At 68.3% G+C, this 20,419-nt stretch carries 27 protein-coding genes; 11 read left to right on the top strand and 16 right to left on the bottom strand.

Going from position 1 to position 20,419, the window contains the following annotated elements; all coding sequences use genetic code 11:
• Both V9G04_13315 and V9G04_13310 read right to left on the bottom strand, forming a co-directional pair.
• Entirely contained in the window at positions 1-948 is a 948-nt protein-coding gene (locus tag V9G04_13315) for a folate-binding protein (GenBank protein MEI2714234.1), read from the bottom strand.
• Positions 945-1,439 carry an FABP family protein gene (locus tag V9G04_13310; GenBank protein MEI2714233.1) on the bottom strand — a complete coding sequence of 165 codons (495 nt, stop codon included), beginning with the start codon at positions 1,437-1,439 and terminating at the stop codon, positions 945-947. The genes V9G04_13315 and V9G04_13310 overlap by 4 nt, the downstream gene beginning before the upstream one ends.
• 24 nt (positions 1,440-1,463) lie before the next feature.
• Between V9G04_13310 and V9G04_13305 the strand changes: the two genes are divergently transcribed.
• Positions 1,464-1,823 carry a DsrE family protein gene (locus V9G04_13305; protein MEI2714232.1) on the top strand — a complete coding sequence of 120 codons (360 nt, stop codon included), beginning with the start codon at positions 1,464-1,466 and terminating at the stop codon, positions 1,821-1,823.
• Between the two features lie 221 nt (positions 1,824-2,044).
• Here V9G04_13305 and V9G04_13300 read toward each other — a convergent pair whose 3' ends face one another.
• The gene (locus tag V9G04_13300; GenBank protein ID MEI2714231.1) at positions 2,045-2,320 is read right to left on the bottom strand and encodes a hypothetical protein; all 276 of its coding nucleotides are present in this window, start codon (positions 2,318-2,320) and stop codon (positions 2,045-2,047) included.
• A 42-nt stretch (positions 2,321-2,362) separates the two neighbouring features.
• Between V9G04_13300 and V9G04_13295 the strand changes: the two genes are divergently transcribed.
• The 3 genes from V9G04_13295 (at position 2,363) to V9G04_13285 (ending at position 6,272) form a co-directional block, all read left to right on the top strand.
• The gene (locus tag V9G04_13295) at positions 2,363-4,552 is read left to right on the top strand and encodes an RNA degradosome polyphosphate kinase (protein MEI2714230.1); all 2,190 of its coding nucleotides are present in this window, start codon (positions 2,363-2,365) and stop codon (positions 4,550-4,552) included.
• Between the two features lie 93 nt (positions 4,553-4,645).
• A complete protein-coding gene (locus V9G04_13290) occupies positions 4,646-5,263 on the top strand; it encodes a DUF47 family protein (GenBank protein MEI2714229.1) in 618 nt (205 codons plus the stop codon).
• A gap of 4 nt (positions 5,264-5,267) precedes the next feature.
• Positions 5,268-6,272, top strand: coding sequence for an inorganic phosphate transporter (locus tag V9G04_13285; GenBank protein ID MEI2714228.1), 1,005 nt, complete (start codon positions 5,268-5,270; stop codon positions 6,270-6,272).
• Here the strand turns inward: V9G04_13285 and pstB are convergent.
• The 5 genes from pstB to V9G04_13260 form a co-directional block, all read right to left on the bottom strand.
• Entirely contained in the window at positions 6,269-7,048 is a 780-nt protein-coding gene (gene pstB / locus V9G04_13280; GenBank protein MEI2714227.1) for a phosphate ABC transporter ATP-binding protein PstB, read from the bottom strand. The two genes, V9G04_13285 and pstB, sit on opposite strands and share 4 nt — an antisense overlap.
• A 34-nt stretch (positions 7,049-7,082) precedes the next feature.
• Positions 7,083-8,132 (bottom strand): phosphate ABC transporter permease PstA, encoded by a 1,050-nt coding sequence (gene pstA / locus V9G04_13275; protein ID MEI2714226.1) that lies wholly within the window; start codon positions 8,130-8,132, stop codon positions 7,083-7,085.
• Complete coding sequence (gene pstC / locus V9G04_13270; GenBank protein ID MEI2714225.1) at positions 8,129-9,061, bottom strand: phosphate ABC transporter permease subunit PstC; 933 nt, start codon at positions 9,059-9,061, stop codon at positions 8,129-8,131. Before pstC ends, pstA begins: the two co-directional genes overlap by 4 nt.
• A gap of 86 nt (positions 9,062-9,147) precedes the next feature.
• The gene (locus tag V9G04_13265) at positions 9,148-10,254 is read right to left on the bottom strand and encodes a phosphate ABC transporter substrate-binding protein PstS (GenBank protein MEI2714224.1); all 1,107 of its coding nucleotides are present in this window, start codon (positions 10,252-10,254) and stop codon (positions 9,148-9,150) included.
• 211 nt (positions 10,255-10,465) lie between these two features.
• Complete coding sequence (locus V9G04_13260) at positions 10,466-11,332, bottom strand: NUDIX hydrolase (protein MEI2714223.1); 867 nt, start codon at positions 11,330-11,332, stop codon at positions 10,466-10,468.
• A 138-nt stretch (positions 11,333-11,470) separates the two neighbouring features.
• Here V9G04_13260 and V9G04_13255 point away from each other — a divergent pair, with 138 nt between their 5' ends.
• Complete coding sequence (locus V9G04_13255; GenBank protein MEI2714222.1) at positions 11,471-12,061, top strand: hypothetical protein; 591 nt, start codon at positions 11,471-11,473, stop codon at positions 12,059-12,061.
• Positions 12,048-12,506, top strand: coding sequence for a hypothetical protein (locus tag V9G04_13250; GenBank protein MEI2714221.1), 459 nt, complete (start codon positions 12,048-12,050; stop codon positions 12,504-12,506). The genes V9G04_13255 and V9G04_13250 overlap by 14 nt, the downstream gene beginning before the upstream one ends.
• 302 nt (positions 12,507-12,808) lie before the next feature.
• Here the strand turns inward: V9G04_13250 and V9G04_13245 are convergent, their stop codons facing one another.
• Together V9G04_13245 and V9G04_13240 are read right to left on the bottom strand one after the other, a co-directional pair.
• Positions 12,809-12,949, bottom strand: a complete 141-nt coding sequence (locus tag V9G04_13245; GenBank protein ID MEI2714220.1) for a hypothetical protein — start codon at positions 12,947-12,949, stop codon at positions 12,809-12,811.
• A 168-nt stretch (positions 12,950-13,117) separates the two neighbouring features.
• Positions 13,118-13,321, bottom strand: a complete 204-nt coding sequence (locus V9G04_13240; GenBank protein ID MEI2714219.1) for a cold-shock protein — start codon at positions 13,319-13,321, stop codon at positions 13,118-13,120.
• A gap of 1,081 nt (positions 13,322-14,402) precedes the next feature.
• Between V9G04_13240 and V9G04_13235 the strand changes: the two genes are divergently transcribed.
• The gene (locus V9G04_13235) at positions 14,403-14,873 is read left to right on the top strand and encodes a hypothetical protein (GenBank protein ID MEI2714218.1); all 471 of its coding nucleotides are present in this window, start codon (positions 14,403-14,405) and stop codon (positions 14,871-14,873) included.
• A gap of 29 nt (positions 14,874-14,902) precedes the next feature.
• Here the strand turns inward: V9G04_13235 and V9G04_13230 are convergent, their stop codons facing one another.
• The 3 genes from V9G04_13230 to V9G04_13220 all read right to left on the bottom strand — a co-directional run bounded on the left by V9G04_13230 (position 14,903) and on the right by V9G04_13220 (position 15,878).
• The gene (locus V9G04_13230) at positions 14,903-15,082 is read right to left on the bottom strand and encodes a hypothetical protein (protein MEI2714217.1); all 180 of its coding nucleotides are present in this window, start codon (positions 15,080-15,082) and stop codon (positions 14,903-14,905) included.
• A 128-nt stretch (positions 15,083-15,210) separates the two neighbouring features.
• A complete protein-coding gene (locus V9G04_13225; protein MEI2714216.1) occupies positions 15,211-15,498 on the bottom strand; it encodes a hypothetical protein in 288 nt (95 codons plus the stop codon).
• Positions 15,495-15,878, bottom strand: a complete 384-nt coding sequence (locus tag V9G04_13220; GenBank protein MEI2714215.1) for a hypothetical protein — start codon at positions 15,876-15,878, stop codon at positions 15,495-15,497. The genes V9G04_13225 and V9G04_13220 overlap by 4 nt, the downstream gene beginning before the upstream one ends.
• A gap of 216 nt (positions 15,879-16,094) precedes the next feature.
• Here V9G04_13220 and V9G04_13215 point away from each other — a divergent pair, with 216 nt between their 5' ends.
• Positions 16,095-16,244 (top strand): hypothetical protein, encoded by a 150-nt coding sequence (locus V9G04_13215; protein ID MEI2714214.1) that lies wholly within the window; start codon positions 16,095-16,097, stop codon positions 16,242-16,244.
• Here the strand turns inward: V9G04_13215 and V9G04_13210 are convergent.
• Both V9G04_13210 and V9G04_13205 read right to left on the bottom strand, forming a co-directional pair.
• Positions 16,214-16,498, bottom strand: a complete 285-nt coding sequence (locus V9G04_13210) for a hypothetical protein (protein MEI2714213.1) — start codon at positions 16,496-16,498, stop codon at positions 16,214-16,216. The two genes, V9G04_13215 and V9G04_13210, sit on opposite strands and share 31 nt — an antisense overlap.
• 26 nt (positions 16,499-16,524) lie before the next feature.
• Positions 16,525-16,722, bottom strand: a complete 198-nt coding sequence (locus V9G04_13205; GenBank protein ID MEI2714212.1) for a hypothetical protein — start codon at positions 16,720-16,722, stop codon at positions 16,525-16,527.
• A gap of 276 nt (positions 16,723-16,998) precedes the next feature.
• Between V9G04_13205 and V9G04_13200 the strand changes: the two genes are divergently transcribed.
• Positions 16,999-17,166, top strand: coding sequence for a hypothetical protein (locus V9G04_13200; protein ID MEI2714211.1), 168 nt, complete (start codon positions 16,999-17,001; stop codon positions 17,164-17,166).
• 805 nt (positions 17,167-17,971) lie between these two features.
• On the opposite strand, the gene V9G04_13195 is transcribed toward V9G04_13200, so the two are convergent.
• Positions 17,972-18,229 (bottom strand): helix-turn-helix domain-containing protein, encoded by a 258-nt coding sequence (locus V9G04_13195; protein MEI2714210.1) that lies wholly within the window; start codon positions 18,227-18,229, stop codon positions 17,972-17,974.
• A gap of 55 nt (positions 18,230-18,284) precedes the next feature.
• Between V9G04_13195 and V9G04_13190 the strand changes: the two genes are divergently transcribed.
• On the top strand, positions 18,285-19,013 hold the full coding sequence (locus V9G04_13190) for a hypothetical protein (GenBank protein MEI2714209.1): 729 nt from the start codon (positions 18,285-18,287) through the stop codon (positions 19,011-19,013).
• A gap of 336 nt (positions 19,014-19,349) precedes the next feature.
• On the top strand, positions 19,350-20,384 hold the full coding sequence (locus V9G04_13185) for a site-specific integrase (GenBank protein MEI2714208.1): 1,035 nt from the start codon (positions 19,350-19,352) through the stop codon (positions 20,382-20,384).
• The last annotated feature ends 35 nt before the right edge of the window (positions 20,385-20,419 follow it).

Here is a 20,419-nt window from a genome sequence, read left to right as displayed (position 1 = left end):
TCACCCGAGCCGGGGACGGACGTGCAGCCCGACCTCCGGATCGACGACGACCTCCTGGGCGGCGGGAAGTCCGTCCACCACCAAGGCCGCGTCGATCGGCACGTTGCGCTTGAGCAGCGCCAACCCGATCGGGCCGAGTTCGTGGTGCCGCGCAGAGGAGCCGACGAATCCGATCGACCGGTCACCGTGCTGCACCTCGGCTCCGTTGGCGGGCAACCGGTTCTCCGAACCGTCGAGATGCAGCAGCGTGAGCCGCCGCGGCGGGCGTCCGAGAGTGTGTACGCGGGCCACCGTCTCCTGGCCGCGATAACAGCCCTTCTCCAGATGCACCGCCGGACCGATCCAGCCCACCTCGTTGGGGATCGTGCGGTGGTCGGTGTCGAGTCCGAAACGCGGCTCACCACGCGCGATCCGCAAGGCCTCGAAGGCCCACATGCCGGCCGGGGGGCCGGCCGCTTCGGCGTACGCCACCAGGCGCTCGCGCGGCACGAAGTCATAGGTGAATCCCTCGCTGGTCGCGCGCCAGGTCGCCGCGAGGTCGGGCACCGTCGACACCTCGACTCGGGTCATGAAGCGCATCCGGTCCAGCCATGCGACCAGCGCTTCACCCGCGCCGGCCTCGGTGTGTGCCGTGAACGTGGTGCCGTCGTCGACCCCGGTGAACGCATGCTCGACGTGTCCTTGCGGGCTCAAGATCAACGCGGTCGTCCACACGCCGGGCTCGAGTGTCTCGAACCACTGGGTCGTCAGGGAGTGCAGCCAGGTGAGTCGGTCAGGACCGGCGATGCGTACGACATCTCGGTGCGACAGATCGACGAAGCCCTCCCCACGCTCCAGCGCCACCTGCTCACCGAACAGCGAGCCGTAGTGCGCCGCCACACCGGCGTCGACACCCTCGGCCTCGACCGCTCCGGGCAGATCGAGCAACGGACTGCGTACGCCGGTCATCGCCGCTGCAACCTGGCCCACAGGTGCGGCTGCAGTTCCTGGCCGACCGCGCCCATGTCGTAGGCGTAGAGCAGGTCACCTTCGACGTTGCCGTACATCCGCGCGCCCTCGGTCACTTCCTTGGCCGACTCTGTGAAGCCGACACCGGCGGTGTGCAACTCGATCTTCCCGGCGTCGGCCTGGCCGTACCAGATCTCCGAGATGCCGGACGTGTGCGCGAGCACGAGTTCGAGCCGGCCCTCGGGACGGCACCGCAGGAAGCCCGTCTCCAGGGCGGCGTCACGCACCTTCTCCCCCGCCTCGTCGACGATCCAGGATCGGGCGAAGTAATGGAAGAACGGGCGGCCGTCGTGGGTGAAGATCAACTCCTGGCCGAACTGGAAGGAGTCGATCGTCGGGTAGTCGCCGTGTCCGTTGCCGGCCCAGGTGCCGAGCAGCCACGCGACCGGCATGCAGTCGGGATGCAGGTTGTCCGGGATCTCGAAAACCATACTCGCCACTCTAGTGTGAGGGCCATGCGCGATCTCGTGGTGAAGGTGACCTGTGGTGCGGACGATCCGGAGCGGTGCAATCAGGCATTCACGGTCGCGGCATCCGCCGCAGCGGCCGGCGCGAACGTCTCCCTGTGGCTGACCGGGGAGGCCGCCTGGTTCGCGCTGCCCGGACGGGCCGAGGAGTTCGATCTCCCGCACGCGGCGGCACTTGCCGATCTGCTCACGGCGGTTGCCGGGGCCGGCACCGTGACGGTGTGTACGCAGTGCGCGACTCGCCGCGGGATCACCGAAGGCGACCTGCGCGAGGGCGTACGTATCGCCGGCGCCGCCACGTTCGCCGAGGAGATCTTGCGCGAAGGCGTGCAGGCACTGGTGTATTAGGCCCGCATCCGCTGGCGTACGACCGCCGCGACCTCGCGCAGATGCTGCTGCGCGGTGCGGCGCCTCCCCCTCGTCGCGCAGCGGGTCGAAACCCGCGGTGATGACGTACGCCGGAGCAAGTTCTTGCGAGATCTCTGCGACCAGCACGGACGCTCCGCCCACTGCGATCCGCGTCGGGTCGGCCCCGAGGTCGTCCACATGCGCGAAGGCCCAGTCGAGCGTCACGAGCACACGTCGCCAATCGGCTGGTCACCGCCCACCAACGCCGATTGGTGATCGATCAGCCGACGACCCTGAGCCATCGGCAGCCGCTCGGCCGCCGGACTGGGGTTGAGGGCCATCAGTTTGAGCAGCAACTGCGTCTCGGTGGCCAGCCTCTGGCCTTCGATCACGACCGGCGCCCCGACCAGCCGGCGCTGCACGCGTACGGGTAGCCCCAACAACTTCGGGACCAACCGCTGTTCGGCTCGCTGCTGCCACCGCTCAAGCCGGTTCATGAACCCGAACCTAGCGCCCCACAGTGGTGGAAGGATGCGGTCATGAGTACGCCGTCGGACAGCACCCTGCACCCGCACGAGACCCGACTGCGCGACGAGGGGCCCGAGGGTGCCGACCCCTTCGCCCACCCGACCGACACCTTCGACGTCGAGCCGCCCTACGAGCCCGATCATGGCGCGCTCGCTGCCGTGGAGAAGTACGAAGACCGATTCCTGGACCGGGAACTGTCCTGGCTGCGCTTCAACCAGCGGGTCCTCGAACTCGCCGAGGACGAGCAGTTGCCGCTGCTGGAGCGAGCCCGCTTCCTGGCGATCTTCGCGGGCAACCTCGACGAGTTCTTCATGGTGCGGGTGGCCGGCCTGAAGCGACGCATCGCCGCAGGCGTGGCCCTGCGCGCGGCGTCGGGGCTGCTCCCGCGCGAAGTGCTCGACCAGATCTGGACGACGACCGAGACGCTGATGCGCCGTCACGCCGAGGTCTTCCGCGACCAGATCGTTCCTGCCCTAGCCGACGAGGGCATCGAACTGGTCCGCTCCCACGAACTGACCAAGGACGAGCAGAAGCTGGCCAAGCGGCTGTTCAAGGAGCGCATCTTCCCGGTGCTGACCCCCTTGGCCGTCGACCCGGCGCACCCCTTCCCGTACATCTCCGGGCTCTCCCTCAACCTCGCGGTGCTGGCGCGCAACCCCGAGACCGGCACCGAACACTTCGCCCGCGTGAAGGTGCCGCAGACCTTCGACCGGTTCGTGCCGCTGGGCAATCAGCGGTTCGTCCCGATGGAGGATCTGATCGCCGAACATCTGGGGCGGCTGTTCCCCGGCATGGAGATCCTCAAGGCCCACACCTTCCGAGTCACCCGGAACGAGGATCTGGAGGTCGAGGAGGACGACACCGAGAACCTCCTCCAGGCACTCGAACGCGAGTTGTTGCGGCGTCGGTTCGGCCCACCCGTACGCCTGGAGGTCGAGGAGTCGATCGATCCGGAGGTGTTGGATCTCCTGGTGTCGGAGTTGGGGGTCAAGCTGCCCGAGGTGATCCGGCTGCCCGGTCCGTTGGACCTCACCGGTCTGCACGCGATCAGCGATCTGGACCGTGAGGCGCTGAAGTTCCGCGCGTACATCCCCAGCACCCACCCGAGCCTCGCGGAGGTGGAATCGGCCTCGCCCGTGGACGTGTTCGGCGCCACCCGCCGACGCGACATCCTGCTGCACCACCCGTACGACTCCTTCGCCACCAGCGTGCAGCGCTTCCTCGAGCAGGCCGCCGCCGACCCGCACGTGTTGGCGATCAAGCAGACGCTCTATCGCACCTCCGGCGACAGCCCGATCATCGATGCCCTCGTGGATGCGGCCGAAGCGGGCAAACAGGTCCTGGTGATCGTCGAGATCAAGGCGCGCTTCGACGAGGAGGCGAACATCCGGTGGGCGCGCAAACTCGAGCACGCGGGCTGCCATGTGGTCTATGGCCAGGTCGGCCTCAAGACCCACTGCAAACTCGCCCTGGTCGTACGCGACGAGCCCGACGGGCTGCGCCGGTATGCCCACATCGGCACCGGCAACTACAACCCCAAGACCGCTCGGGTCTATGAGGACCTCGGGCTGCTTACCTGCGACGGCGAGATCACCGAGGATGTCGCGCACCTGTTCAACAACCTGTCGGGGTTGTCGCTCAATGCGGCCTACGACACCTTGATGGTGGCGCCCGACTCCGTGCGCGACTCGTTGGTCGACACGATTCACCGCGAGATCGAACACCACCTGGCGGGGCGCCCCGCGCGAGTGCGAATCAAGGCCAACTCCATCGTCGACGAGACCTTGATCGATGCGTTGTATCTGGCCTCCCAAGCCGGGCTGCCGGTCGAGTTGTTGATCCGCGGCATCTGCGCGCTGCGCCCTGGCGTACCCGGCTTGTCCGAGACGATCACCGTGCGCTCGATCCTGGGACGCTATCTGGAGCACAGCCGGATCGTGTCGGTCGAGAACGGCGGCGAGCCGACAGCCTGGATCGGCTCGGCCGACCTGATGCACCGCAACCTCGACCGTCGGGTGGAGGTCTTCGTCCCCCTGCCCACCGCCGATTCGGTCGCCGAGATCCGCCAACTGCTCGACCTGGCGTTCGACCCCGACACCACGGCGTGGGAACTCGACAGTGAGGGCGTGTGGACGCTGCGCCGCGGCACCCGGAACCTGCAGACCACGCTCATCGAGCGGGACCGTCGACTCCGAGGGTGAGGTTGGCTCCGGTCGATTCTGGGTCGATTCTGGGTCGTTACCTTCGCCCTCTAGCATGTCGGCTGTTCACGCCCGCCTCGCCTGGAGTTCGCCGTGGCTTTCCGCATTCGTCCCGTCGAGGGGACCTTCTTCGAGCAGTTCTCTGCTCTCGCGGAGCACGCGGCTACCGGGGCTGATCTCCTGGCCGAAATGCTGGCCGACGATTGCGATCGCGCGGGGGTGCTCGAGGGGCTCACCAAGTGCAAGCGCGAAGCTGACCTGGTCACCCACCGCCTGATCAAGCAGGTCAACGCCACGTTCGTCACCCCCTTCGACCACGAGGACGTCTACCGCCTCACCCTCGCGCTCGATCACGTCATGGACCAGATCGAACAAGCCGGAGCGCTGATCGAGCTCTACCAGGTCAACACACTCCTCTCGGAGTTCTCCAGTCAGGTCGAGGTTCTGCAACGGTGTGCGGAGGTCACGACCCAGGTAATGCCGCGACTGCGTGCGCTGCGTGGGATCGAGGAGTACTGGATCGAGATCCACCGGCTGGAGAACCTCGGCGACACCACGCACCGGCGCGTGTTGGGGCAACTCTTCGACGGCAGCCGCAAAGCGTTGGAGGTGATCCGGCTCAAGGACATCTCGGCCGCGCTGGAGGGTGCCGTCGACGCCTTCGAGCAGGTCGCGAACATCGTGGAGCAGATCGCCGTCAAGGAGTCCTGACGCGATGGAACTCACCATCGTGATCGTGGTGGTCGGCGCCGCCCTGGTGTTCGCCTTCACCAACGGCTTCCATGACAGCGCCAACGCCATCGCGACCTCGATCTCGACCCGAGCGCTCACCCCTCGCATCGGGCTGATCCTGGCTGCGGTGATGAACTTCGTCGGCGCACTCGTCGGGCAGAAGGTGGCGCAGACAGTCGCCGAGACGGTCGGCACACCGGCCGGCACCCACGGCCTGGTGATCGTCTTGAGCGGACTTCTCGGTGCCATCGCGTGGAACCTCGTGACGTGGTTCTTCGGACTGCCCTCCTCGTCGTCGCACGCGCTCATCGGGGGCCTGGTGGGCGCAGCACTCGCCGCCGGCGCCACGGTCAACTGGGGGTCGATCGAATCCAAGGTGTTGCTGCCGATGGTGGCGTCACCACTGCTCGGTTTCGTGATCGCCTTCGTGTTGATGCTCGCGCTGATGTGGCTGCTGCGTCGCAGGCGCCCTGCCGTACTCAACCGCAGATTCCGCGGCCTCCAGGTGATCTCCGCAGCCGCGCTGGCATTGGGCCACGGGCTCCAGGACGCTCAGAAGACGATGGGCGTGATCGTGCTCGCCCTGGTGACGTACGCACCGCACAACTACAGCAGTGACACGCTGCCACTCTGGGTGGTGCTGAGTTCGGCCGCGGCGATCTCGCTGGGCACCTACTCCGGTGGGTGGCGGATCATGCGGACCCTGGGTCGCACGATCGCCAAACTCGATCCGGCCCGAGGGTTTGCGGCCGAGACCACGGCCACCGGCGTGCTCTATGTGATGGCGCTCTACTTCCACGCACCGGTCTCCACCACCCACACCATCACCGCCGCCGTGATGGGCGCGGGCGCGACCAAGCGGCGCTCGGCCGTACGCTGGACGGTCGCCCGCTCGATCGCCGTCGCCTGGGTGCTGACCTTCCCGGCCGCGGGCCTGGTCGCCGCTGCCTGCTACGGCGTGGCTGCGGCGTGCGGGCTGACGGGTTAGCCGAAGCGACCCGAGATGTAAGCCTCGGTCGACTCATGGTCGGGGTTGGCGAACATCTTGCTGGTCGGGTTGAACTCCACCAGGTGCCCAGGCTCGCCGGCCGCCTTGAGGTTGAAGAACCCGGTGTCATCCGACACCCGAGCCGCCTGCTGCATGTTGTGCGTCACGATCACGATCGTGTAGTCGGTCTTGAGTTCGTGGATCAGATCCTCGATTGCCGACGTCGAGATCGGGTCCAGCGCCGAACACGGTTCGTCCATCAGCAGCACCTGCGGCTCCACCGCGATCGCACGTGCGATGCACAGCCGCTGCTGCTGTCCACCCGAGAGGCCCTGGCCGGGCTTGTTGAGCCTATCCTTGACCTCGTTCCACAGGTTCGCGCCCTTCAGCGAGCGCTCGACGATGTCGTCAGCCTGCGACTTGGGCATCCGCTTGCTGTTGAGGCGGTTGCCGGCGAGCACGTTCTCGTAGATCGACATGGTGGGGAACGGGTTCGGCCGTTGGAAGACCATGCCGATCTCGCGGCGTACGGCCACCGGATCCACACCCGGGCCGTACAGCGACTGGCCGCCGACGTTCACGGTGCCCTCGACTCGAGCGCCGGGGATCACCTCGTGCATCCGGTTGAGCGCCCGCAGGAACGTCGACTTGCCGCAGCCCGACGGGCCGATGAACGCCGTCACCGCCTTGGCGCGGATCGTCATGGTGACGCCCTGGACGGCCAGGAAGTCGCCGTAGTAGATGTCCAGGTCGGACACATCAATGCTCTTAGCCATTGCCTAGTTTCTCCTTATCGCATCCGGGTCGGGCTCAGGCCTTCTTCGGAGCGAAGATCCTTCCGATGATCCGAGCGATCAAGTTGAGCAGCATCACGATGACGATCAGGACGAGCGCGCCACCCCAGGCGTACGACAGACCCTTCGGCGTCGACGCGGTGTATTGGGTGTAGATGAACACCGGCAGCGTCATCATCCGGCCGTCGAACATGTTGGTGTTGACCGAGTCGGTGAAGCCCGCGACCACCAGCAGCGGAGCGGTCTCCCCGATGACTCGCGAGATGGCCAGCACGACACCGGTGACGATGCCCCCGAGCGCGGTGGGCAGCACCACCTTGGTGATGGTGCGCCACTTGGGCACGCCCAGGGCGTACGACGCCTCGCGCAGGTCGTTGGGCACCAGTCGCAGCATCTCCTCGGTCGAGCGTACGACCGTCGGGATCATCAGCAGCGACAACGCCACCGACCCTCCCAGCCCGAACCGGACCGCGGGGCCGAAGATCAGCACGAACAGGGACAGGGCGAAGAGACCGGCCACGATCGAGGGGATGCCGGTCATCACGTCCACGAGGAAGGTCACCCACCGAGCCAGCCGGCTCTTGGCTCCGTACTCGACCAGGTAGATCGCGGCGAAGATACCTACGGGCACCGAGATCAGGGCGGCTCCCAGCGTGATCAGCACCGTGCCGATCAGTGCGTGATAGAGACCGCCCTGGGCATCTCCGAGCACGTTGCGCATCGAGTACGTCAGGAACTGCGCGTTGATGACCGGCAGGCCGTTCTTGAGCACGGTGAAGAGCAGCCACAGCAGCGGGATCAGCGCGCCGAGGAACGCCAGCCACACCAATGTCGTGATCAGCTTGTCGACGCCGGAGCGGCGTCCCTCGACGGCTGTCGCCCATGCGAAGGTGCCGAAGGCCATGACTGCGGCCGAAGTGAGCCCCCCGAGCCCGATGCTGTCGCTGAGGAGCCAGATCAGGACACCTGAGGCGAGGGAGACCGCGACCATGATGGCCGGGGCCTGCCGCGGCAGGCTGCTCCTGGTCATCTGGTCGGACTTCGGCGCTTGGATCGTGGAGGTCATTTCGCCTGCTTCCTCTCACCGCGCCCGGCGATCCAGCGCGCCAGGAAGTTGACCGCGAATGTGAAGGCGAACAGCACCAGACCCGTGGCGATCAACACCGCCTGCTTGTCCGGGGTCGCCTCCTTGTAGTTGGTGGCGATGTTGGACGCGATCGTCGCGGGGTTGGACGACGAGATCAGGTTCAGCGTCACCACGGGCGCCGCAGACAAGACCATGGCGACCGCCATCGTCTCGCCGAGCGCGCGGCCGAGACCGAGCATGATCGCGGAGACCATGCCCGAGCGGGCGTACGGGAAGACGGCGAGCCGGATCATCTCCCACCGAGTCGCACCGAGCGCGAGTGCCGCCTCCTCATGCAGCCGGGGGGTCTGCGCGAAGACCTCACGGCACAACGCCGCGGTGATCGGCAAGATCATGATGGCCAGCACGATGCCGGCGTTGAGCATGGTGCGCCCGGTGGCAGACGGGGGGCCCGCGAAGAACGGCAGGAAGCCGAGGGTGTCGTGCAACCAGCCCTGGAACCCGGTGATCTGCTTGGCCAGGATGCCTCCACCCCACAAGCCGAAGACCACGCTGGGCACGGCGGCAAGCAGGTCCATGACGTAGGCGACCGGAGTCCTCAGCGCCTTGGGCGCATAGTGCGACACGAAGAGAGCGATGCCGATCGCGAACGGCACCGAGATCAGCAGCGCCAAGATGGCGGCCAGCGTCGTACCGAAGATCAGCGGCCAGACATAGCCCCAGAAGGTCGTGAACGGACGGTAGAAATGCTCGTCGACGCTCAGACCGGGATAGCCCTCCACGAAGAGGAAGAGGAAGACGCCGGCCAGGGCCAGCAGGATGGTGATGCCCGCACTGAGGGCGAGCCCGCCGAAAATGCGGTCTCCTAGCCCTCGAGGAGGCTTCGTGGGTGTCGCGGTGTCAGACACGGCGGGGGATCTCCTGGCTACGGCTTCGGGTCCGTACGACCGGTGGGTCTCACCTGGTCGTACGGACCCTCAGCGCAGGTTGTGGACTACTTGGCGGCGATCTTCTCGACCAGCCCGAGCGCCTCGTCGGCGACCTTGCGGTCGAGCGGTGCCGAACCGGCCTCGTCGTGGGCGGCGTTCTGGCCGTCCTCCGACAACACGTAGGTCAGGAAGCCCTTGACCAGGTCGGCCTGGGTGGCGTCGGCGTAGGTCTCGCAGGCGATCAGGTACGACACCAGGACGACCGGGTAGGCGCCCGACTCGGTGGTGTCGCGGGCCAGGTCGACAGCCATGTCGGTCGCGTCGACACCCTCGGTGCGCGGCGAGATCGCGAGCACCTTGGCGGCACCCTCGGCGCTCGGAGCAGTGAACTCCTCGCCCACCTTTACCGACACGACACCGACACCCTCGGCGGCGCTGAAGTCGGCGTACCCGATCGTGCCGTTGCCGCCGCTGACCGCACCCACGACACCGGAGGTGCCGTCGGCGGCCTCGCCGCCCTTGATGTCGGCCGGCCAGATGCCGTCGGGCTCGAACTTCCAGCCGCCGACGGCTTCCAGGTACTTCGTGAAGTTCTCGGTGGTGCCGGAGTCGTCTTGGCGGTGCACCGCCGTGATCGCCAGGTCGGGAAGGTCCACGCCTTCGTTGTCAGCAGCGATCGCGTCGTCGTTCCACTTGGTGATCTCACCGGCGAAGATCTTGGAGATCGTCTCGGCCGAGAGGTTCAGGGAGTCGACACCCTCGAGGCTGAAGATCACCGCGATCGGGCTGACGTAACCGGGGACCTGGATCACGTTGCCGTCGTTGCAGCGGGCCTTGGCGTCGCTCAACTCACCCTCGTCGTCATCGAGCGCCGAGTCTGTGCCCGCAAAGGCGAACGCCTCACTGATGAAGTTCTGACGACCGGTGCCCGAACCGACCGGGTCGTAGTCGACGGTCACGTCGGGGTTGTCGGTCTGGAACCCGCTGCGCCAGGCTGCCTGAGCCTTCTCCTGGCTGCTGGCGCCACCGCCGGCGAGCTGGCCGGAGAGCTTGTCGCCTCCGGACGAGTCGCCATCGGTGGAGCCTTCGTTGCCGGCACCGCACGCGGTGAGGGTCAGCGCGAGCGCGGCGATGCCGGGGACGATGGCCCGGCGGAAAGAAGTGGTCTTCACTTCGTTGTCTCCTAGCAAGGTCAGGATGCTTACGACCTGGAAGTTAGGAGCCGGAGGTGTCCGGTTCGATGGCCCTTGGTGAACGAGAGGTGAACACCGCACACCAGATTGCCCACGGCTTGGCGAGGGTGTGGCGACCATCACGTGAACGATCCGATTTTCGCTTGACGCACGCAGTTGCCCTGGGGAACAGTCGGCCGACTTCGCGCCCTTATGGCTGGTGTAGCTCGGTCGCCACGACGCGACCATCGCGGTGATGGGCCACCACGAATCCACCGGGCTCAAGTTTCTCGTGCTCGACCCCGAGCGCGTCGAAGATGTACGGCAGCACGGGACGGTGCGAGCACACCACCGAGCCCACGGGCGAGGTGAGCAGCGAGTCGACGACGCCGGCGATCCGGTTGGGACGCATCTTCTCCTCGCTCAGCGCCACTTCTGTCTTCAGTCCCAGACCCTCGATCGCGATGAAGGGCGCGATGGTCTGCATGCACCGCACGCTCGTGGAGCAGACCAGCCGCTCGACACCGTACGCCGCGATTTTGGGCACCAGATGCTCGGCCTGGGCCGCACCGGAGGCCAGCAGCGGACGCAGGCGGTCGTCGCGCTTCCAGTTCTTGCGCTGACGCGCATGCCCGTGGCGCAGCACGATCAGCGGGAGGGTCTTCTTGCCGAAGTCGAGTGCTTCGTCGAGAGTCTCCCGGTCATAGTCGTACGTGAGTCGCTTGGCCGCCTTGGCGACGGGAAGCCACTGGACCGCGTCGATCTCGTCATTCGCGGCGTACTTGGACACATCACCATTGGCCGTGACGCGACCGACCCAGTAGTGCACCTGCTTTTGGCGGCCGTTCTTGAGGTCGTAGCGTTGCGAGGTCAGACGCGGTCCGAGGCGGATGTCGACGCCGGTCTCCTCCTGCACCTCCCGTACGGCAGCCGCCAGCGCATGTTCGCCGCGATCCAACTTGCCTTTCGGGAACGCCCAGTCGTCGTACCGGGGGCGATGCACAAGCAGCACCTGCTCGCGGCGCAGAACCACTGCACCCGCCGAGACGGCAGCTGGACGGCTGGGAGGAGTCGCCATGGGAGGTAGTCTCACACCACCTGACCGGGGGTTGTCGAGCGGACCAGAGTCCGCTCAACCCCCGGCCAGCCGGGGGCTGAGCGGACAAACTGGGTGTCTAGCCGACAAATTTGCCCGGTCAGGACGAGCGGAGGGCCAGTGCGCACGCGCCGAATCCTGATCGCGGGGCTCGCAATCCTGGTGGTGGTGGGCGCGCTCGTCGCGTGGCGAGCCACGGGGAATACGACCCGTTTCGCCCAGGCCGTGCACCTGGCTCCGGGAGGCACCCAACGGGTGACGTGGACCGACTGGGCACGACTGCGTGACCTCCTCAACGAAGGACGAGTGCCCGAAGGCGACGATGTCGCGCGATTCCTGGACGAGGGCTTCGAGGCCGACCTGACCGCGACCTCGGCGCTGCTCTCCTCGATGGACTGGCTGAGCGAGGTCGGACTCTCCCCCGCGACGCTCGACTGGGAGATGCTGGCGCAGTCCTCCGACGGGGCGGCGCTGGTGTTGCACGCCGCGAGAGACCTCGACTTCGACCAACTCGAGGCTCAACTCGCACAGAGCGGATACGCCCGCAAGGATCCCGAAGCCGACAGCTGGCTCGGCGGCGGAGAGGTCGCGAGCACCCTGGGTATCACCCCGGAGCTTCCAGAACCTGATCCTGCTTCCCGACGACCGCCTTGTGGTGGCCTCCGACCGGGCCGCGTACGCAGCACAGGTCGCCGAGGTGGCGCGCGGTGAGCGCGATCATCTGTCGGGCCTGGATCACCTGATCGCTTCCGCCGGCACCCCGGCCAGCGCGGTCCTGCTCGCGGGGTCGTACGCCTGCGAGCACCTGGCCATGGGCCAGGCAGACGAGGCGGACCAGGCAGAGGGCGCGGAGTTGATCGCCCAGGCCGGAGACGTCGGTCCTCTCGACGGCTATCTGGTGGCGGCCCAGACCGCACGCCGCGGTCGGATCCTGTTGGGGTCCTCGTCGTCGGATCGTGCCGAACGCGAGGCCAAGGCGCGTGCTGCTCTGGCGGTCGGTCCGGCGCCGGGCCAGGGTGGCTCGTACGCCGACCGGTTCGACCTGGTCGAAGCCAGCACGCAAGATCGCGTGGTCGTGCTCGACGTACGTCTGGTCCCGGGCGCGTACGCCTTGTCCGACCTGACGTCAGGCCCTGTGCTCTTCGCGACCTGCTAGTTCGGTCAGCGACTCGACGGTCCTGGTCGACGAGGATCGCCGCCGGCACTCCGGGTGCCGTCGCGGGCTCGGATCACGCCTGAGGCTTACGCCGCGATGAAGCGGCTCGAGGGAGCCATCGGGCGATCCCAAAACGATCTGGTCCGCCAGGCCGTGCACCAGTTGCCGGTCGCTCACAAACCGGTCGATCACAAACTTGTGAACTGACCAAGGCTTCCTCGTGTCGTCCCAAAGGCGCTTCGCACAGTCCACGTGCCTGCGCTAGACGCAGCCTGTTCGACGGCCCGCTGGAAAGCGGCGCGTCAGATCCCCAGGATCTTGTCGATCTCGTCGTCGGTGAGGTGCTCGTCGGACTCACTCGCTGCGACGATCAGGTTCGTGGTGAGCTCAACTTCACCGAGCAGGTCGCCGTCTTCGAGAGACACGTCGAGGGGGTCGTGCACCCGAAGCTCCTTGCGGTTGAAAGTTGTCCCAATCATGGCTGTGTGTCGCATATGCCCGGCCGTGACACGCCCAAACATCGCCAGATCAAAGGTTCGGACAAATGACAGCGAGACCCCTCCCCGAAGGGAGAGGCCCCGCAAGTTCTGGTCAGACCAGGTGCTCTGCAATCAGAGCGGACGTACGTTCTCCGCCTGAGGGCCCTTCGGACCCTGGGTGACGTCGAACTCGACCTTCTGGTTCTCCTCGAGGGTCTTGTAACCCTGCGACTGGATAGCCGAGTAGTGCACGAAAACGTCGTCGCCGCCGTCCTCCTGCGCGATGAAGCCGAAACCCTTCTCGGCGTTGAACCACTTCACGGTGCCCTGAGCCATTGCGCTCGTTACTCCTTGTATTGGGGCGAGGGACGCCACTTCGGCGACCCACACCAGATGCCGTGCCACGTCGCTCCGACTTGGCTGACGGTTTGCCCGACACCATGAAGAAACGCCGTTGGATCACAAACTCCGCGGGCGTTGACCTGCTGGAACTTGCACCTGCTGCGCCACGAACACTACCAAGTCACGCTGTGACGTAAACCCCACCGCAGGGGTGGACTCCCATGGCAGCAGGAATCGGCTCTCCGAGCCCGGGCGAAGTAGGCTCCTGCGTGCCCGGATCTCGCGCACCGAGCACGGGCCCCTAAGCTCAAATTGGCAGAGCAGAGGACTTTTAATCCTTCGGTCCAGGGTTCAAGTCCCCGTCTCCCCACCCGCGTGTGACCTGCGAAAACGGCTCCTGACCTGCGGAAACCTGGGTCAGGGGCCGTTCCTCTGTCTGATGGTTGTTTCTCGCTGTTTCGGGCTGTTTTTCGCTCTCGTGCGGTCTGAGTGCGGTCTGAGAGCGGGCCTGTCTGCGCCGGCCCAGGGCGCGGCTTTCGGCGCGTGTCTGCTCGCGGATGCGAGGTGCCAGACCTAACGTCGTGAGCGTGAGAGCGGCTGAGGGCGGTGACGGGGTGCGGCTCGGGCACCTGTGCCCCCGTCGAGCGGCGGCCGGCGCTGCCAGTCGGGGCCTACGGGCCTCGAGGTCTGGCGCTGCGCTGCGTCGTTCAACGGCAAGGCGGCCGGCCGCGACGGCGAGCCCGGTGGACGCGTGCCCGTACCGGCCGAGCTCGAGGCCGTGGGCTACGCGCTGGTGGGTGCGCGGCTACGTCGCCGGCCGGAGCGAGGCGGGGCTACCGACGGCCGCTGATCGAGTCGACGAGTGGGACGAGGACGCACCCTGGCCGGGTGACGTCGCCAGAACATGAGCGCGTCCCCGGTGCCCGGAGCTCCGCGCATGAGTTGGGCACCGGGGACGCTTCCCTGACCCGCTCCACCTGGTGACCGACGAGAGCACCGGAGCGGGGGACTGTGAGGCTCTGCGGACTAGCGGCCGGCGAGAGCGCGGAGGGCGGAGTCGTCGAGGACGGCCGGGATGTGGCGCGGCCACCACTTGGGGACGGGACTGCTCGAGGACGCTGATGTGTCCTCCCTGGGCGAGGGAGAGCGCATCGTCGGCGGGGATCGTGAGCTCGTCGCCTCCGATGAGGTGGCGGCCGGTCGACGGCTGGTTGCACGAGTGGGTGCCGGTCCTGCCGAGCACGCGGACGCGGACGGTCCTGCTGTCGCCGGACTCGGAGGCGGTGGCCGGCGCGTCACCTGCGAGGGTGCGGCGGCGGCGTGTGAGCTCGAGCTCGACGTCCTCGCACACCTCGAGGTCGTCGCGGGCGTCGGCCAGTCGCTCGATGTGCTGGGCGGTCATGGTGCCGTCGACGACGGCGGAGGCTCGGGCGGCTCGAGCTGCTGCGAGCTCGTCGCGGGCCTGGACGGTGGCGGCGTGTGCGGTGTGCTGCTGCTCGACGAGTGCCTCGAGCTGTCGGCGGTCACGTCGCGGTCGTCGTCGTGAGGTGCGGTGCTGGTCATGGGGTGGTGCTCCTATCGGGTCAGGTCAGGGAAGGTCGAACGTTCGAAGGCGTCCCACGCGGCCTCGCTGCTGTCCTCGGGTGAGGGTGCGGGCGCGGTCGGGTAGGCGGGTGCCTCCTGGTCGGGGACCGGGGCGGACATGCGCGAGATGCTCGCGGCGGAGTCCTCGAGGTAGAGGGTCGTTATCCGCATGGGCGCGGCCTCCCTGATCGTCGGTCGGGTGTGGTGCTGAGTACGACGCTAGGAACGATGCCGAGAGCGTGGCGGGACGGTGGCCGTGTCGCGCTGTCGCTCGATCTGTGGCCGTTGGGCATGGCTGCTCAGAAGTGGGCGGAGGTGACGCGGCCGAGGTAGTTGAGGCTCGTGCGGTCGCGTTGCTCGGCGCGGGCGTGCTCGATGTTGTCGTGCATGAGCTGGTCGGCGGAGTCGAGGCCGGCGTCGTGTCGTGCCCAACCTTCGGGGCCTCCGCCGATCCTGTCGCGGCACCTGGGGCAGACCCGCACGGCGTCCGGTCGGGGCGGCCTCGGTGCCGGGGTCGGCGCGGGGGTGGGGGTCCGCTGCTCGGCGCGGGCGAGTGCCTCGAGCGCGTCGGGGTCCACGGTGCTCACGAGATGCCGTGCGCGTCGGTGACTGCGCGGGCGAGCGCGGCGGCTGCGGTGAGCTCCTCGAGGGAGACGTCCCGCGCTACGCGGGTCGCGCGGCCTGGGCGGGGCAGGTGCTGCGCTGGCTTCCGGCGAGGCTTCGGGGAGACGAGGCGGAGGGCGGCGACTCGGAGCCCTTCGGCGGCGAGGCGAAGCTCGTCGGGGTCGGGTGCGTGCTCGGCGGCCTCCTCGAGCTTGAGAGCGGCGTACGCGGCTGCGTTGAGCATCTGCTGTCGACGGGTCGGCTTCTGCCTGTCGTTGGTGCCGGGGCGTCTCGCGTACGCGAGGGCCAGATCGAGGGCGGAACGTGCCGACTCGGTGCCCTCGGTTGGCTGGTTGGGGGTCATGGTTGGTTCTCCTGGGTGGTCGTCGTGGTGTGCTCGGCTGCTATCGCGGTGCGGAGGTCGTCGAGGTTGGCGGCGAGGGTGTTGAGGTGGTCGAGGGCGACGTCGAGGCGGTCGACGTCGTGGCCGATCTTGGCTCCGAGCGCGTCGCGGACGAGCTCCGCAGAGTGCGTCTCGGGTGGCGGAGCGGTTGTGCCGGGTGGTGCGTCGTGCTAGCTCGTGTCGGCTGACGCGGCGGGGTGCTCGGGTCGGCTCGTCGTCGAGGTCGTCGAGGTCGTCGTCCAGGTCGTCGACGTCTGGCACGTCGTCGGGGTCGAGCTGCTCGTCGAGGGCGTGGGTCATGCGGCGTCGCTCCTGGTGGGCTGGTGACGGGCGAGCGCGTCGGCGGCGAGGGCGGAGACGAGCTCGGGGCGGGAGACGGTGGCGGCAAGGGTGGCGGGGCCGGCGACGGTGGCGAGGCCGTGGGCGACGAGCTGGCAGGCGGCTGCTCGCAGGTCGTGGCCGGTGAGCGTGAGGGTCTGTCCGGTGGAGAGCGTCACTCCGGGTTGGCCGGCCGCGAGCCGGACGGTCTGCCCGTCGGGGTAGCGGATCGTGAGGTGGGAGGCGGAGCGTCGTCGGTGCATGGTCCTGGTCCTGTCGTCGGTGGGGGTCACGCGGGGCGCTGGTCACGGCGTGCGAGGTGCGGGCGGCATTGCAGACACGGGATCGGCCTGTCGAGCTCGTCGTCTCCGAGCCACCCGTCCTCGCACCGGGAGTCGTGAAGGAACGGCTGCTCGGGGTTCTCCTCCTCGAGCTCGCGGAGCTCGCGGGCGTCGGCGGAGTCAACGGGGTAGCGGTAGGGACTCACGAGGCGGCCTCCTGTGCGTTGCTGTCGTGCGCTGGGCAGCACGTCCCGTCGGAGGCGTAGGGCGCTCCGCTGGGGCAGCGGTTGGCGGTGCTGCGGTAGGCGAGGCGGGCCGGCTGCGGCCTGGGCGTCGTCTCGAGGCTGCGGGTCCATGTGATGACGGCACCGGGGCCGGCGTTGTGCCACCTCTTGCGGGCGGCGACCTGCTCGAGGTCGTCGCGGGTCCAGCCGGCGGCGGTGAGGTTGTGGCAGGCAGCGGCGAGGGTGCGGGGGTCGGCGGTGAGCTTCGCGGCGGAGGTCGGTGGGCAGGTGCTCGAGGACTACGGCCGTGAGGTCGTCGTGTTCCGGGTCGTCGCCGGGGAGCGCGTGCGGAGCACGCTGCTCCTGGCCGTTGTCGGCTGTCTCCTGCTCCTCCTCCTGCTGCTCCGGTGCCGGGGCGGCGGGTGAGGTGGTCGCGGTGGCCGGGGACGCGGGGGAGGGGGAGGGAGTAGTTAGGGAGAGGGAGGGGTCGGCGTGGCCGGACGGTATCCCGACGGTTGACCGTCCAGCGTGGCCGGACGGTATCCCGACGGTTGGGCGACGGTTGGGCGACGGTTGCGGCTGCTCAAACCGTCCAGCGTCCCCGGACGGTTGGTCACTCTCCAACCGTCCAGCGTGGCCGGACGGTTGGCCGTCGAGCAGTAGGCGATAGCGCGTCCTGCGCTTGCCTCGAGAGCGGACGTCGACGGCGAGCAGAGCGGGCCGGCGCTCGGTGGGCTGCTGTAGGTCGCGGAGGATGCCGCGCACCGACGATAGGTGCATCCCGGTCCACGCGGCGAGGTTGTGCGCGGCCGGCGTAGTCGTCTGCCCGTCGTAGGAGTCGCACGCGAGGGCGAGTAGGACGAGGCGCTCTCCCTGGGAGGTGAGCTTCTCGGGGGAGTGCCGCCACGAGCTCGACGGCGGGGCGGGTGCCGTCGACGTCGAGGGGGTCGGGTCGCTGGGTCATGGCGTGGTCTCGTCGGTCCGCCTGGGCCGGTCCTGTCCGCGCTCGCGGCTAGTCTCGGGGTGCATGGTGTGGTCCCTTTCGGTACGCGGCTCCGGTTCTCTCGACCGGGGCCGCGTTGCTGTCGTCGGTGGGGTGCCGAGACGGCGGCAAGGGACTAGCAGTCCTCTGCTCGCCTGAGCCGTACGACGACGCGGCGGTTACGTCCTCGCAGGTCAGAGGCGGTGTCACCGTCTCGGCGGTCATGGGGTCGGGTCGCTCAGACCGCACTCAGACCGCACGAGGCCGCTGGGCGCGCTCGTTGTTCTCGATCCAGCGGTCGACGTCGGAGCGGCGGTAGCGGACGTGCCGGCCGAGCCGGACTCCCTTCGGGCCGGTGCCGTTGTGCCGCCACAAGCGGACGGTGGGCACCGGCACCTTGAGGTAGGCGGCCAGCGCGTCGGTGGTCAGGAGTTCACTAGCGGGTGTGGCTGCGGTCGTGTCCATGTGGGCTTCCTTGCTCGGGCGTCTTGCTGCGTCTTGCTGCATGGACACATACTGCGGGTGGCTGACAGATCGAGCGATTGGTGTGTATGGTTTCCATATGGCAACGACGACAGAGGCACTACCCCGGCTCCGGTGGCGCTGCGCTCAGAAGGTCCGGCGCGACGGCGACGAGCTCGTGTGGGACGTCGAGGCGACCCGACGCAAGGGCGGCGAGTGCGTGGGCGGCGAGACGTTCCTCGAGGGGTTCCTCGCGCTCGCTGAGGCCACCGACGAGGCCGTCGTCGACTACGCGGAGCGGTGGGGCGGAGTCCTGGCGTTCTGCCGTCACGGTCTGCCCGGTGCCTCACCTCGGCACCTCGAGGACCCTGACCGGCCGGGGGCGAGCTGGTGTGAGCCGACGGTCCGCGAGCCGCTCGACGAGTGGCGGCGCTGGTCCCGGTTGGCCGGCGTCGTCCTCAAGGTGTCCGGCGCGGTCGCTGCCGGCAAGAGCGTGCCGTCGAGCCTGTGGCCTGAGCTCCTGCCGTTCGCCTACGGCGGCGTCAAGGTGTTCGCGGGTGTCGAGCCTGGGTTCGAGAACCTCACCACACCTCGAGGCATCGGGGCTCGGCGGGCGCTGGTCGCTCAGGCGGTGTCGTACTGGCTCGAGGCGGGCGGCGCTCGGGTGGGCATGGAGTGGTCGACGGGTGCGCGGCCTCGGCTGGTCATCGGCTCCGGGGGCCTGCCCGACGCGGGCATCTTCGGCGCGCTCGGTGTGCGCAGCTCGCGGGCCGTTGCGCGAAGGCGGAGCGGCTCGACGTGTGCGACGGCTGCGGGCGGCCGTTCCTGATGAATCCCAAGCAACGCGCACGGCTCGAGCAGACACCGGGCACGCGGACGTTCTGCCCGGACTGCCGAGAGGCCGGCGTCCCGGCACGCATGGCCGACCAAGACCGGCGAGCACGACAGAGAGCGGCTCGCGGCAAGTAGAGACGGCGACGCGCTCGCATCCCTGAGAGCGCGTCACGACGAGAGAGAGGAACCGACGACATGGCAAGCATCAAGAGGCGAGCGGACACCGGGAGGTGGAGAAGCTCGCTACCGGGGACCGGACAAGCGGGAGAGGCTCAAGGACTTCGACCGCAAGACCGACGCGGAGCGGTGGCTCCGTGAGCAGACCGCGAAGATGGACCGGGGTGAGTGGACCGACCCGACGGCCGGCCGCGTCACGGTCGGGGACTACTCGGCGGAGTGGCTGCGCGGGAAGGTGAAGCTCAAGCACTCGACGCGCACGTCGTACGAGTCGCTGCTCCGTGAGCACGTCCTCCCGACCTGGGCGGCGGTGCCGCTGTCGGGGGTGCGTCACGAGGACGTCGCGGTGTGGGTCCAGCGGATGCACTCGCGGGGCCTGTCGGCGTCGCGGACGCGGCAGGCGTACATCGTCCTGTCGCAGGTGCTCGACCTAGCGGTGAAGGCGCGGCGCATCCCGTCCAACCCTGCGCGTGGGGTCGAGCTGCCGAGCCTGCCGAGCAAGGCCGAGCGGCCGTTCCGGGCGCTCGACGAGGGGCAGGTGTGGGCGATTGCGGAGGCGGCCGGGGAGAGCCGTCTCTCGGTGCTCGTGCTCGCGTGGTGTGGGCTGCGGTTCGGTGAGCTCGCGGGTCTGCGGGTGCGTCACTTCGACGTGCTGCGGCGGGAGCTGCGGGTCGAGACGAACCTCTCGGAGATCGGCGGGCACCTGATCGAGGGCACGCCCAAGACGGCCGCGTCGGTGCGGCGGGTGCCGGTGCCGGTGTGGCTGGTCGACGAGCTCGCGGCGACGCTCGGGGGCGAGCGGGCGGCCGATCATCTGCTGACGGCTCCGGGTGGCGGTGCGCTGCGGCTGGGCAACTGGCGGGGCCGGGTGTTCGACCCTGCGGTGAGGGCGGCCGGTGTGGCTCGGCAGGTGGCTGGCGACATGGTGCGGCCTCACGACCTGCGGCACACCTGCGCGTCGCTGCACATCAAGTACGGGACGCCTCCGAAGGTGCTGAGCGAGATGCTCGGGCACGCCTCGGTGAGCATCACCCTGGACCGCTACGGCCACCTGTACCCCGGTGACGCTCACACGTACGTGGATCGGCTCGGAGAGGTGGCGCTACAGTCTCGTGCGGTCTGGTTGCGGTCTGAGAGGTCTGCGCGGGTGGTTGGTCTGGCACCTGCGGCGGGAGAAAAGGCCGTCTGACCTGCACAAACAGATCAGCGGGCCCCTAAGCTCAA

It is taken from the genome of Nocardioides sp., assembly GCA_037045645.1.
Classification (GTDB): Bacteria; Actinomycetota; Actinomycetes; order Propionibacteriales; family Nocardioidaceae; genus Nocardioides.
The sequence above is the reverse complement of the archived record's forward strand: the minus strand, read 5'-3'. Positions and strand labels throughout refer to the sequence as shown.

Excerpts from the sequence above, each read along its gene's own strand:
- V9G04_13305 (MEI2714232.1), top strand. The coding sequence starts at position 1,464 with ATGCGCGATCTCGTGGTGAAGGTGACCTGTGGTGCGGACGATCCGGAG.
- V9G04_13220 (MEI2714215.1), bottom strand. The coding sequence starts at position 15,878 with ATGACCCCCAACCAGCCAACCGAGGGCACCGAGTCGGCACGTTCCGCC.
- V9G04_13235 (MEI2714218.1), top strand. The coding sequence starts at position 14,403 with ATGTGGCGCGGCCACCACTTGGGGACGGGACTGCTCGAGGACGCTGAT.
- V9G04_13315 (MEI2714234.1), bottom strand. The coding sequence starts at position 948 with ATGACCGGCGTACGCAGTCCGTTGCTCGATCTGCCCGGAGCGGTCGAG.
- pstA (MEI2714226.1), bottom strand. The coding sequence starts at position 8,132 with ATGACCTCCACGATCCAAGCGCCGAAGTCCGACCAGATGACCAGGAGC.
- V9G04_13195 (MEI2714210.1), bottom strand. The coding sequence starts at position 18,229 with ATGCAGCAAGACGCAGCAAGACGCCCGAGCAAGGAAGCCCACATGGAC.
- V9G04_13230 (MEI2714217.1), bottom strand. The coding sequence starts at position 15,082 with ATGCGGATAACGACCCTCTACCTCGAGGACTCCGCCGCGAGCATCTCG.
- V9G04_13185 (MEI2714208.1), top strand. The coding sequence starts at position 19,350 with ATGGACCGGGGTGAGTGGACCGACCCGACGGCCGGCCGCGTCACGGTC.
- pstB (MEI2714227.1), bottom strand. The coding sequence starts at position 7,048 with ATGGCTAAGAGCATTGATGTGTCCGACCTGGACATCTACTACGGCGAC.
- V9G04_13210 (MEI2714213.1), bottom strand. The coding sequence starts at position 16,498 with ATGCACCGACGACGCTCCGCCTCCCACCTCACGATCCGCTACCCCGAC.
- V9G04_13310 (MEI2714233.1), bottom strand. The coding sequence starts at position 1,439 with ATGGTTTTCGAGATCCCGGACAACCTGCATCCCGACTGCATGCCGGTC.
- V9G04_13295 (MEI2714230.1), top strand. The coding sequence starts at position 2,363 with ATGAGTACGCCGTCGGACAGCACCCTGCACCCGCACGAGACCCGACTG.
- V9G04_13260 (MEI2714223.1), bottom strand. The coding sequence starts at position 11,332 with ATGGCGACTCCTCCCAGCCGTCCAGCTGCCGTCTCGGCGGGTGCAGTG.
- V9G04_13285 (MEI2714228.1), top strand. The coding sequence starts at position 5,268 with ATGGAACTCACCATCGTGATCGTGGTGGTCGGCGCCGCCCTGGTGTTC.
- V9G04_13240 (MEI2714219.1), bottom strand. The coding sequence starts at position 13,321 with ATGGCTCAGGGCACCGTGAAGTGGTTCAACGCCGAGAAGGGTTTCGGC.
- V9G04_13300 (MEI2714231.1), bottom strand. The coding sequence starts at position 2,320 with ATGAACCGGCTTGAGCGGTGGCAGCAGCGAGCCGAACAGCGGTTGGTC.
- V9G04_13190 (MEI2714209.1), top strand. The coding sequence starts at position 18,285 with ATGGCAACGACGACAGAGGCACTACCCCGGCTCCGGTGGCGCTGCGCT.